At 41.3% G+C, this 11,519-nt stretch carries 11 protein-coding genes; 5 read left to right on the top strand and 6 right to left on the bottom strand.

What is annotated here, in order from left to right:
• Positions 1–64: 64 nt before the first annotated feature.
• Complete coding sequence (locus FNW02_RS22935; RefSeq protein ID WP_191759803.1) at positions 65–508, top strand: retroviral-like aspartic protease family protein; 444 nt, start codon at positions 65–67, stop codon at positions 506–508.
• A 12-nt stretch (positions 509–520) separates the two neighbouring features.
• Here FNW02_RS22935 and FNW02_RS22930 read toward each other — a convergent pair whose 3' ends face one another.
• The 3 genes from FNW02_RS22930 to FNW02_RS22920 form a co-directional block, all read right to left on the bottom strand.
• The gene (locus FNW02_RS22930; protein WP_191759802.1) at positions 521–1,156 is read right to left on the bottom strand and encodes a Uma2 family endonuclease; all 636 of its coding nucleotides are present in this window, start codon (positions 1,154–1,156) and stop codon (positions 521–523) included.
• A 190-nt stretch (positions 1,157–1,346) separates the two neighbouring features.
• Positions 1,347–1,970 carry a Uma2 family endonuclease gene (locus tag FNW02_RS22925; protein WP_191759801.1) on the bottom strand — a complete coding sequence of 208 codons (624 nt, stop codon included), beginning with the start codon at positions 1,968–1,970 and terminating at the stop codon, positions 1,347–1,349.
• A gap of 64 nt (positions 1,971–2,034) precedes the next feature.
• Positions 2,035–3,588: a YcjF family protein gene (locus tag FNW02_RS22920; RefSeq protein ID WP_191759800.1), complete on the bottom strand. Its 1,554-nt coding sequence runs from the start codon at positions 3,586–3,588 to the stop codon at positions 2,035–2,037.
• Positions 3,589–3,791: 203 nt separating this feature from the next.
• On the opposite strand from FNW02_RS22920, the gene FNW02_RS22915 reads away from it, so the two are divergent.
• From FNW02_RS22915 to FNW02_RS22905, 3 genes are all read left to right on the top strand, one after another.
• A complete protein-coding gene (locus FNW02_RS22915) occupies positions 3,792–5,492 on the top strand; it encodes a sensor histidine kinase (RefSeq protein ID WP_191759799.1) in 1,701 nt (566 codons plus the stop codon).
• Positions 5,493–5,943: 451 nt separating this feature from the next.
• Positions 5,944–6,156, top strand: coding sequence for a hypothetical protein (locus FNW02_RS22910; RefSeq protein WP_191759798.1), 213 nt, complete (start codon positions 5,944–5,946; stop codon positions 6,154–6,156).
• 259 nt (positions 6,157–6,415) lie between these two features.
• Positions 6,416–6,769 carry a hypothetical protein gene (locus tag FNW02_RS22905; protein WP_225225848.1) on the top strand — a complete coding sequence of 118 codons (354 nt, stop codon included), beginning with the start codon at positions 6,416–6,418 and terminating at the stop codon, positions 6,767–6,769.
• On the opposite strand, the gene FNW02_RS22900 is transcribed toward FNW02_RS22905, so the two are convergent.
• From FNW02_RS22900 to FNW02_RS22890, 3 genes are all read right to left on the bottom strand, one after another.
• Positions 6,721–7,386: a phytochelatin synthase family protein gene (locus FNW02_RS22900; protein WP_191759797.1), complete on the bottom strand. Its 666-nt coding sequence runs from the start codon at positions 7,384–7,386 to the stop codon at positions 6,721–6,723. The two genes, FNW02_RS22905 and FNW02_RS22900, sit on opposite strands and share 49 nt — an antisense overlap.
• 442 nt (positions 7,387–7,828) lie before the next feature.
• Positions 7,829–9,211: an aminopeptidase P family protein gene (locus tag FNW02_RS22895; protein ID WP_191759796.1), complete on the bottom strand. Its 1,383-nt coding sequence runs from the start codon at positions 9,209–9,211 to the stop codon at positions 7,829–7,831.
• 33 nt (positions 9,212–9,244) lie between these two features.
• Complete coding sequence (locus FNW02_RS22890) at positions 9,245–9,493, bottom strand: hypothetical protein (protein WP_191759795.1); 249 nt, start codon at positions 9,491–9,493, stop codon at positions 9,245–9,247.
• Positions 9,494–9,749: 256 nt separating this feature from the next.
• Here FNW02_RS22890 and FNW02_RS22885 point away from each other — a divergent pair, with 256 nt between their 5' ends.
• Positions 9,750–10,550 (top strand): PhzF family phenazine biosynthesis protein, encoded by an 801-nt coding sequence (locus tag FNW02_RS22885; RefSeq protein ID WP_191759794.1) that lies wholly within the window; start codon positions 9,750–9,752, stop codon positions 10,548–10,550.
• Positions 10,551–11,519: the final 969 nt, after the last annotated feature.

Here is an 11,519-nt window from a genome sequence, read left to right as displayed (position 1 = left end):
GATCGCTTACCGCAGGTGCTCTGCGCGATCGCATTATCAAATCTCCATTAGTCAGGAGTTTACCATGACCATAACATCTACTCAAGAAATGGGAATTGTCACGACTACAATCACTGTCTCAAATTTAGTTGATGAAATTTTAGCAGAACGAGGATTTATTAAGAGTGAACAGATTCGCTCCATAACTCTCAATAATGTTTTAGTTGATACAGGAGCAACTCGTCTTTGTCTACCTGCGAATATTATTACTCAGTTAGGCTTACCATTTGCCAGTGAAATTGATGTTAAAACTGCTGCGGGAATTTGCAAAACAAGACTTTTTAAACGAGTAAGTTTAACAGTAGGAGGACGGCACGGAGAATTCACCTGCACAGAGTTACCAGGAGGAGAAGACTCGCTTCTGGGCTTAATTTCCCTTGAAGAACTGGGATTACAACCCGATGTGATTAATCGACGGCTGATTACACTGCCAGAGACAGGCAAAAATACTTATCATCTCATTTTATAGCTGCGTCAGTAGTTAATCTTCAATAACTTCACCTGCTTGAAAAATTTGGTTAGCTGTCATTTTCAAATCAGGGAAAGTTGGAGATACGATACAGTCATTACCTCGAAATTGGCTAACCTGAAACTCTCCATCTATTAATTCATAAAGTGAAAAAGTAGGAACTTTTGGATCGCCGATAAATTTTCTAGCACCGAATGCGGCATAATCGACAATCCAATATTCTGGAATCCCCATCTCCTCATAGTCAGCAAGCTTTTTGTAGTAATCATCGCGCCAATTTTGGCTAACAACTTCAATCACTAAAGGAATTGAACTACCTTGAGTAATAGTTGAAGATTTCGTCCATAATGATTCTGAAGTTAAACAGGGACGATTCAAGATTAAAACATCTGGTAAATAACCTGATTCACCTTCAGGAGGTTTTACTATTGCTTGGTTCGGGATGAAGTAAGGGAGGTTTAATCCACTGTATTCAATGACTAATTTAGTAGTCAAAAATCCTTTTATCTCTTCATGTTTCCCGACTGGTGGCGTCATCTCAATAATTACTCCATTATGCAGTTCGTAACGTACTGGGGAATTGTCTGGATACCATTGAATAAATTCCTCAAAGGTTACTACTTTTGTTGCTGTTTGAGTTTGAGTCATAAGTAACCTCACAATGTTTAACTTTTTTTACATAATAAGTAAATTGCAAACCAATATTTTCCAGTAATCAGAATAGCATTACTATGTTCACCTCTAGTGAGACAGGCTTGTGAGATTTGATAAATTGCTCGATGAGTTTTTGTAACTGATGTTGAGCCTCGCTTACGAAAATATTAGACTTTATTTTTGATTACAAGCCAGCTTGAAAAACCTCTTCAGCAGTCAAATTAAAATTAGGGAATGTTAGCGATACAATGCGCTCATTTCCCCTGAATTGAGTGAGTTGATATTCCCCTTCAATTAGTTGGTAAACTGAAATAGTTGGTAATTTAGGATTACCAATAAGTTTTTTAGTTGCTTTTGCGCTGTGGTCAACAATCCAATACTCGGCTATGCCCATCTCCTCATAATCACTGTATTTTTTGTAGTAGTCATCTCGCCAATTTTGACTAGCAATTTCAACAATTAATTTAACAGTGCTACCGTGCTCTATGACTGATTCAGTTTTCCAGCGAGTCTCTTGAAGAATATTTTCACGATTTAAAATAATAATGTCTGGTTCATAACCAGATTTATCACTATTAGGCTTCACAACACATTCTTTAGGGATGTTCCAAACGCCACGTTTACCCAACTCTTTAATAGCTATGTTAAATTCATCTATAAGAAAACCAGCTATGTCAGAGTGTTCACCTGTAGGTTTTGGCATTTCAATAATTATCCCATCATGCAGTTCGTAATGTACCTCAGAATTCTCTGGATACCATTGGATAAATTCATCAAAGGTTACTAGTTTTGCTAAGGCTTGAGTCATATCAAAAACTATGATTTTTTAGCGGTTTTCTTTTTACCTTCTTACCTATGTACATAATAATATCTTAACTCTCGGTTTCTTCTTCATGTTCAATCACCTCAGATCTATCTGTTAACGGCTTAACTACCCGTGCGATCGCTTCCTGAACAAAAGCTTTAATAAATTCATCTCTGCGATTAATTTGAAACTGTCGTTGCACTACTTCTGTCATCCCACCATCGCCCCAATCTTGGTCATGACGAAAATATTCAATAAAACTTTTCCCGGCAATTCTTGTTAGATAAGCTGCCGTTACACCTTGAATTGCTCTACCAATAATAAAAGTGGCAACATTGAGTTGTAAAGCCGTAGATAATAATTGAATTGCTCCCTTAACTATCCCTAGACTGGCAATGGTTTTTGCTAAAGAAAGGGCTAATTCTCGTCCCCGTTCCATGTTCAACTCACAGCCATAAACTCTACCAATTTCTACAACCATTTGAGCATTGACGGCGGCAGTAGCCAGTAAATCTACTACAGGAACAGGCGTGACTGATACCACACCAGCACCAATCCACTGAAATCGCTCGACAATTTTGTCAGCTTGACGGCGGCGCTGGCCATCAATGAGTTTTCGCGCTTCGTCTCCTAGCCGCAGAGATTGCAGCAGGATGTTATCTGCAACCAAATCTTCACCCTCAGCGCGTAAAATAGCCGCCATCCGTCGCAGCATGGGGACAATATCCGGTTCTGGTTGGAAGGTTTCGCCAGTTTCTAGTTGTGCAGATTGGGGATTAGCAGCGATCGCAACTACATCATTTGGGGCAATAAATCCCCGCACCCGCTGACGCAATCTAGCAAGGATAGCTTCTTTGTCCTCATCTGTGTATAAGTCCGTTTTGTTAAGCACAAGTAGCGATCGCTTACCTATTTCCGCTAATCCCCGCAGCGGCTCATATTCTGATCGTCGCAAGTCATTATCCACCACAAATAACAATAAATCTGCTTCCGTTGCCAATTCCCGCGCTAGCTGTTCCCGTTCCGTTCCCGCTACCCCCGCTTCCAAAATCCCTGGCGTATCCGTAATTAAAATCTTGCGTTCCAATCCCTTCAACCGCAGACAATAGGTTTCTCCCGCTTGAGTTGTTCCCATTGGTGCATCAACTTGGCCTACCATGCGTCCCATAACGGCATTGACTAAGGAAGTTTTGCCAGCACTTCCCGTACCGAATACCACTACTTGAATCTCACCGCGTGCTAAGTTGACTTCAATCTCCCGTGATCGACTTAATAAAGCTTGGCGTGCTACTTCATCTTGAATTTGCGCTACTTGTTGCCGTACAGCTTGAAGAGTTGAAGAAGCCGCATCAGATTTGGCTGCGGGAATTTGCGCTGGTGTTACTCGTCTTGAGTTGCGGCGCGATCGCTTTTCGCCAGCCTGAATCACCAGTACATAATACACAAAAGCCGCAACCAAGGCTCCTATGAGCAAAATCAGCAATAACAGCAGTAAATTGCCTAGCAGTGGAGAATAGGACAACTGCCAGTAGAGGCGTGAGAGAGAATCAATCAGCCATAGACTTAGCCCCAAAATGAGGATCAGACCAACAACCAGCGTTACTATGCGCGACAGAGGCATGGATAGCAAATATAAATGAGTATTCAGTGGGCAGATGCTTCTAATCTTAATAGCTTCAGTGTTTTTCACCAGAGTAGCCACAAGCAATTTTTGATCAACTGATAACACGCTTGGTATAAAATTTACTATTGAACTCGTTCGGCTGGATTTCTCGTTTTTGATCAAAACCTGCCTCCTGAAAAAGTTGAACTGCGAGTCCTACTATGACTGCGACACTCAAATTAAGATACTTTCACTGGGTTAAACGAGTGTTCTATCAACTTAGTATTCGGCAAAAAATTGTTTGTGGGTATACTATTGCCTTGGGAATTGCAGTTTTGGGAACAACAGTAGGGTTGGCAATTGGCGATCGCTATTTCCAACGAGCCAGACAACAGATGATACTCGCAGATGAAGAAGGGGCTTTGTTAAGTAATTTGCAAGGTAAATTGTTGGAAATACAGATCCATCAGCAAGAAATAGTGCCTTTTTTACAGCAGCCGCAAGTGTTGCAGCAGAAAACTTCTCATTCTCTGGATAATTTGGTAGAAGCGGAAACGTTGCTTTCTCAGGCGTTGGAATTTAGTAAAATCAATTCGCAAAAGGATTTGCAAGCGCTACTCAACAAGCACGATCGCACAATAGCTGTGTATTTTCAACAACTCAGGGTACTGAATCAGCAAGTTTCACCACTAATTTTACAGCCGCAGGGAGTGCCAAAAGCACAGCAATTAATCTCGAAATTTAGTCAAAGTCAGGATGCACTGAAGTTTTATGACTTTGCCCATGAATTAACCGATCTTGCAAGAACAGTTCGAGAACGCCAAGAAGAGGCTGATGCAGCCCAAAATCAGGCTGCGGTAATGCAAGCTCGGATTATTATCATTAGTATCCTGTTGTCAGTGGCGATCGCTGCCATCCTGGCTTTTTATATCAGTAAAATGATTGCTCGCCCTATTAATGCAGTCACAAATATTGCCCAAAGAGTTACCCAAGAAGCTAATTTTGATTTGCAAGCGCCTATAATCACAACAGATGAAATTGGCGTTTTAGCTAGCTCTCTGAACCAGCTAATTCAACAAGTAAAGCGTCTTTTAGAAGAACAAAAATCCGAAACCCAAGCGCGACTCATTCAAAGTGAAAAAATGTCCAGTTTGGGACGGATGCTTGCTGGCGTCGCTCATGAAATTAATAATCCTGTAAATTTTATTTCTGGGAACCTCGTACACGCAAAAATATATATTGACGACTTGTTAGCACTATTGCAAACATACAAAACCGAAGTTTCTCAGCCTCCCACTGCTGTGCAAACTCTAGCTGAGGAAATTGATTTGGAGTTTCTAGAAGTTGATTTGCCAAAACTCATTAACTCAATGACAGTTGGCGCTGACCGGACGCGAGAGATTGTCCGAAGCTTGAAAGATTTTTCGCGTTTAAATGAGGGCGAAGTCCAGCCGGTAGAACTACACGCTTGTATCAATACTACACTGCTAATTTTGAACAATCGCTTGAAAAAAGGAATCAGCATTGTTCGCAAATATGGGGATATTCCAGCGATTCCAGGCTATGCAGGTTTACTCTACCAAGTATTTATGAATTTGTTGAGCAATGCGATCGATGCTATGGAGGAAAAGTCTGCTGGCGATTCGCAATTTTTACCCGAAATCACCATCACCACAGAACGCTGGAACGACGATTGGGTGGTGGTGCGAATTGCAGATAATGGTCTTGGTATTACACCAGAGAATCAAAACAAGATATTTGAATCGTTTTTCACAACTAAACCAAGAGGTATTGGTACAGGTTTGGGTCTAGCAATTACTTATCAAATTGTAGTAGAAAAACATCGGGGCAAGATTACTTGTCAGTCTGAGTTGAATAGAGGAACAGAATTTGCGTTGGCTTTGCCAATTTCTCCCTCCTAATAGAGCTACCATGACATGCCGCCTTGGAATCAATTCCAAGGCTAATAGCTCAAGTAAACTCAGCAAAAACTTCAGTCCATACGTGGACTTTTGCTATTAGCCTAGAACTTAAGTTCTAAGCGTAATGTCGGTAGATACCATTCTGGGACTGTGATAATAATTTGGGTAATGACAAGCCTCAAGTTGCAGGGACTTATACCGGGATATCAACAAAAATTACTCATATATTATAGCTAGCTCTTAGCCTATCTAAATAAATTATCTAAACCGAGGGATGCATGGGCTGGAAGAACACCAACGATTCTTCGTGCTTTGGCGCAGAAGCCCTTGCAGCAAAAGTCTTTAACTTAAGTAGATTAAGAAAAGATTATTAACCAGCTCATTTTTGTTTAAAATTAGCAGTACAGCAGCAAGCTTCATCTTTATCAAAACCTATAGTTTCAGGGGCATCTTGCAAAACTCAGAGGATATTCAAGTAGGAGATAGAGTATTGATTTTAAGTCCTTCTTATGTAGCTGGAAAATATGGCGTAGTTCTTAGTCGAGAATCACGCTCAGATAACCAAGCAAGTCAGCGCTGGCTGATTCAAGTAGAGGATGTGGACTCGCCTAATATTGTAGTGTCTTTAGTTTTAGATGAGTTTGTCTTGATTAGTCCGCAATGAGTTGAAAAAGAGCAATGTCTACGATGGTCACTGAGCCAAGTCGTACTCCTACGAAGAAGCTAGGCTACGCCTTGGTCTCGTAGAGAAGTACGGGCTACGCCTACGCTTTGGTAAATATAAAATTGAAGTATATTGTGGAGTTAATTACTTGCTAATTGATTCGCCCACAAGTAAATTAACTTCGCCATCTGGGTTAATTGTTGCATGAACATATAGAGAAAACCCTGACCTATACAGCAAACCGAATAATCGCCAAGAGGTGTTTGCAGACGGGGAGTTTGGTGATTTTATTAAGCCAATTTTCGATACACTCTACCTCTACCATAACCAAGGTGTTGACCCTCGTGCGATCGCTATTTCATTTAAGCAATTAGCAGAGAATTACCCTGAAGCAGATTTGCGGATTGTCGGGATGGAAGTAAGGGGTGAAGATAAGTTTTTACTTCCTGCGAAAACTCTACCATTAACTGATAAGTCTGAATTGAGTGCAGAATATTTTATTATTTATAATCAGCTAAAAACTTTGGCAGAGCAAGAAATCCAAAAGTTAATAGTAGAGAAAGCTCAACTGTTTTCAGAATGGAGAGTGTTCAAGGCGATTTGTGCTGGATGAACTACTCCGTTACCTGCTAGATTGGCTTTCTCCTGCCTGCGAAGCACAATCATGCCACGAGAGCGATTCGATGAAGAATCCTTATCGACGCAAGCGGCATATAAACGCTGAATTGGGCACTTCCAAAACCGGGTATACCGTTTGGGATTTGTATCTGCAATGGTGATTTCTTGAGTGTCTGGGTCATAGTCTGCTAATAAAGAAAAGTGACCACCTTCTAAACTTGGATTTTCATGGGCAATACGGGTATTGAAGTTAAGAATGTGGACATCATTTTCATCACAAACGGCGGCTTCAACTTCACGGATGAATGCTTCGAGCGTCATACTCGGTTTATCAAAATGCTCCACCCGAATGGACACCGGTAATTCTTTTTTTTCAATGTAAGTTCGACAGGTGTCATAGGTTTCTGCTAACGTCATGCCATCATCTAAAACCGATGCGATCGGCAGTTGGGTGGCATAAAAAATCTCATCAACAGTTGTCAGATACCCCAATGCGGTAAAGGCATAGGCAATTGCAGTGACATTGCAACAGAAGATGGGTTGTTGAAACTGATGTAGTTGAATGATTTCCAAATCTCGTTTGGAAATTTGAGCTAGGTTATCAATATCCATTTTTTTACTTCCTTATACACATAATTAACAGTTATCAGTAAACGGTAAACAGTAATCAGTCAAAATAATTGGGTTTAAGGAAAACCACTAAGGGACGCTAACTTCTAACTTAAAACTAATAACCCAAAGTAGATTAGTAGCAGGCACTATCTGACGGGTTTAAATCCCCAACTGTTTACTGTTTACTGTTCACTGTTTACTGAAACTGTTAACTATTTAATACTTAATGCAAAGATAGATTAGAAGCCCAGTTGCTTAACAGCAAAATTACTGCGCTTTTTCCACTCAGATATTTTCATATAATTATGGCAAAGATGCAAGGACAGTTAAGACACTTAAGACAGTTAAGCAAACATTTAATAAATGCTTAATCATTAGTTTTTAGACTCATAAACTTTTTGAGTCGTCCTGTACGCACCTTTGACCGCGCCAATTTTAGATTTTAGATTTTAGATAGATTTTCTATAGTATTGGCATCATTCGGTAATGCAGCTGTTAAAACTTCGCTCCCTTCTGTAGTAACTAAAACATCATCTTCGATGCGGATGCCGCGCACGTCGGCAAATTGAGATAAACGTTGCCAATTGACTACATTCTGATATTTTGAGCGCAGTTTAGGATCATTTAAAATTGCTGGTACTTGATAATAACCAGGCTCAATTGTGACTAACATTCCCGGACGTAGGGGACGATTTAAACGTAGGTAGCCTAAGCCAAAGCGATCGCTCCTTTCACGGCCTTCTTCATATCCTGCTAAATCGCCCAAATCTTCCATATCGTGGACATCTAAACCCAGTAGATGGCCGATACCATGAGGGAAAAACAGCGCGTGGGCATCCATTTGTACCAAATCTTCAGCGTTTCCTTGTAAGATTCCTAAATCAATTAAACCTTCGGCTATGACTGTGGCAGCCAAGAGATGAATATCCTCATACTCCACGCCGGGGTATATCTTGGCAATACAAGCATCGTGAGCTGCCAACACAACATTATAAATTTCTCTTTGGGTAGATGAAAACTTGCCAGAAACAGGCCAAGTACGGGTGACATCAGCAGCCCAACCTGTCTCGGTTTCAGCGCCAACATCGGCAAGTAGCAAGTCACCTGGTTGCAGAGAGTGGTGATAATGCTCGTTGTGCAAAACTTCGCCGTGAACAGTGACAATACTGTTGTAGGAGGTAGTCATATTCTGAGCGATGAAGACGCTTTCCATCGCTGCACGAACTTCTGCTTCTAGTTTGGCTTTTGGTGTTGCTGCCATGCCGGCTTTGTGTGCTGCAACAGTAACAGCAGCGGCTTTTCGCAACTCAGCTAAAGCAGCATCATCGTGGGTGAGGCGTAGAGAAGTGATCGCCTTAGCTAACTCCAAGTCAATTCCTTGGGGAGGACTTTGCGGTAAAACCCATCTATTTAATAGCTGCGACTGCTGCGTCCAAGTAGCAGATTCCTGCACGGCAATTGTAGCTGTACCTTCTAGCCACAATTCTAATTCTGCCATTGGTCTAGCACCATCTGCCCCCATCTTTTGGGCTATTTCGTCACGCGTTGGCATTTCTCCATGCCAAAGGGCGCTGCTGGGCTGGGGATCATCCATGAATAGTTCTAGCTTGCCCGCTTCTAAGCGAATGGCTACATTTGACAATGGTAGTCCCGCAAAATAGAGGAAATGACTGCTAGCACGCAAAGGAAAACGATTTGCTGGAAAGTTGCGCGGGCTGCTGCCTCCCGACCAAATAATTGCTGGAAAATCAATGAGGTTGGCTAGTCGTTGCCGTCGGTGACGCAGGGTATCGATGAAAGAATTAGTGGTGTTTTGGATCAGCATAAATAGAAACTCAAACAAAAAAATAAAGGTTATTTAGTCTTTATCGTCGTCATCATTGTCATCATCATTGCGATTGTTGCGTTCATTGCGATCGCCATCATCGTCGTCATCATTATCGTTCTGGTTAAGCTGTTGTTCTGGTTTTTGTCGCTCAATTGGAGCTAATGGCTGCTGTTCTCTAACACCGCAACTCACTAATCCTCCAGAAATTAACGCTAAGTTAATAGCTGCTAAGACGCCCCCGATAATTTTTATCCTCAAGTTCTCTTTTGTACTTAACATTGAACCTAGACCTGGAAAATATGTATTACTAACTTTTAAGCTTGACTAAAAGTCGATGCAATCGTATTGTATGCCGATGCGATCGCATTGTATGCCGATGCATTAATGCAGGAGGTTGCAAGATGGCATGGCAATACAAACAACTAAGCCGCAAGGCTGTATGTAAATATTTGCTTTTGCGTGTGTAAATTTCTAAAGCACTCATGATAAGTATACAAAGCCGCCAATTTGCTGCCTCAACTTCCAGGGTGCCCCTATGAGACGAATTATTACTCAGGTTGATGCCTTCACAAATACACACTTCACAGGTAATCCTGCTGCTGTATGTGTTTTGCCTGAACCTCAAGATGATGGCTGGATGCAGAACGTGGCGCAGGAGATGAATTTATCTGAGACTGCTTTTCTAGTCAAACACGATGATGGCTTTAATCTGCGTTGGTTTACGCCAACGGTGGAAGTGCCGCTTTGTGGTCACGCAACCTTAGCTAGTGCTCATGTACTTTGGTCAGAGGGGCATCTATCATCTGATGAAGCTGCCCGTTTCTACACTAAAAGTGGAATACTGATTGCCAAGCTGCAAGGTGAATGGATTGAGCTGGATTTTCCTGCAAATCGCTCACAAGCAACAGTCGCCCCGCCAGAACTCAGCGAAGCCTTGGGTGTATCTTACAAATCTGTCTCGCAGAATTCCCTAGGCTATTTGGTGGAAGTAGAGTCTGAAGAATTGGTGCGGCAAATGCAGCCCAATTTCCAGCAATTAAAAAATTTACCTATTTCTGATGTTATAGTTACAAGCCTTGCCAAGTCTGATTCAGATTACGATTTCATCTCGCGCTTTTTTGCACCAGGATTAGGCATTAACGAAGACCCAGTTACAGGAGCCGCCCATTGCTGTCTTGCTCCCTTTTGGCGTGATCGCCTGCACAAAGATGAGTTTTTAGCTTATCAAGCATCTAGCCGTGGTGGTGTAGTGAAGGTGAACTATTCGGGGGGCGATCGCGTCTTTCTTGCTGGACAAGCAGTCACCGTCCTGCGAGGAGAATTAATTACCGTGTGAGGTTTTAATGTTTCCTCGGCGATGAAAGAGCAAGCGATGGTAGCTGAATAAGACTTTAGATGCTGTTTAATAATGTCCGAAATTATTGACTAGTTCTGGAATATTTTGTTTGAAGTATTCGTTCTAAATAATAGAGATAACTCATTATCAAGTTATCTCAATCACATGTTGGGCAGTTTAGAGCGACTAGATCGAATGTTTAGAACGCTCTAAGCCCACTGATACCTAGCTTAAAAGGGTAAGCAACTATGTCAGACCAATGTATTGCAACTGAATTGCTTATGGTGTTATCTCCAAAAGAGCAGCAGCTTCTATCTGGGGGACAAGCTATAAATGATGAAGAACAAACTGCAAATATAGATTTTGGGGGTACAAAATTACATTGTAAGAGGTACTTCCCTGGGCAAGACACCAATAATTTGACTGTTCTTTTTGTAGGCAGAAACCAAACTGTCCATACCTTCTCTTGCAACAACGCTTAATATATAAAAGCGCGTAATACGGTGTTTGATAAAGGATGTCAGTATATTACTTGAAAACTGTTTTTGCAGGATATAGTTCTGCTATAAAGCGAATTTAACAGTTGTTTATACTGAACATAAACATAAATCAATGTCCTCATACAAATTCTGTATGAAAATGCACAGAATCATCTGCCTGAAATCCTTGCTAGATGAAGGTACTATTCTATACAGGCTTACATATAAATAGTACCAGCTTTTTTATAGGGACATTAATTTATGATGTTGTTATCACAAGCCAAAAATTAATTTGATTTTTAAGTTTTAGCATATTTTCTGTTAACATTTCGTCAAAAGAAGTCCCAAATGCATTGGGACACTTAAGAGGATGTTTGAAAAGTCCTTAGTGATGTATCAAATATTTTGAGATCCCCCTAAATCCACGCCACTTGCTACAAGTCGGGAAACCCGACGACAGTCGCCTCAAGTCGGGAAACCCGCCCACGGC

Source organism: Komarekiella delphini-convector SJRDD-AB1 (genome assembly GCF_014831675.1).
Classification (GTDB): domain Bacteria; phylum Cyanobacteriota; class Cyanobacteriia; order Cyanobacteriales; family Nostocaceae; genus Komarekiella.
Note: the sequence above shows the minus strand (reverse complement) of the source record. Positions and strands in the feature narration are given on the sequence as shown.

Excerpts from the sequence above, each read along its gene's own strand:
- FNW02_RS22935 (WP_191759803.1), top strand. The coding sequence starts at position 65 with ATGACCATAACATCTACTCAAGAAATGGGAATTGTCACGACTACAATC.
- FNW02_RS22930 (WP_191759802.1), bottom strand. The coding sequence starts at position 1,156 with ATGACTCAAACTCAAACAGCAACAAAAGTAGTAACCTTTGAGGAATTT.
- FNW02_RS22925 (WP_191759801.1), bottom strand. The coding sequence starts at position 1,970 with ATGACTCAAGCCTTAGCAAAACTAGTAACCTTTGATGAATTTATCCAA.
- FNW02_RS22920 (WP_191759800.1), bottom strand. The coding sequence starts at position 3,588 with ATGCCTCTGTCGCGCATAGTAACGCTGGTTGTTGGTCTGATCCTCATT.
- FNW02_RS22915 (WP_191759799.1), top strand. The coding sequence starts at position 3,792 with ATGACTGCGACACTCAAATTAAGATACTTTCACTGGGTTAAACGAGTG.
- FNW02_RS22900 (WP_191759797.1), bottom strand. The coding sequence starts at position 7,386 with ATGGATATTGATAACCTAGCTCAAATTTCCAAACGAGATTTGGAAATC.
- FNW02_RS22895 (WP_191759796.1), bottom strand. The coding sequence starts at position 9,211 with ATGCTGATCCAAAACACCACTAATTCTTTCATCGATACCCTGCGTCAC.
- FNW02_RS22890 (WP_191759795.1), bottom strand. The coding sequence starts at position 9,493 with ATGTTAAGTACAAAAGAGAACTTGAGGATAAAAATTATCGGGGGCGTC.
- FNW02_RS22885 (WP_191759794.1), top strand. The coding sequence starts at position 9,750 with ATGAGACGAATTATTACTCAGGTTGATGCCTTCACAAATACACACTTC.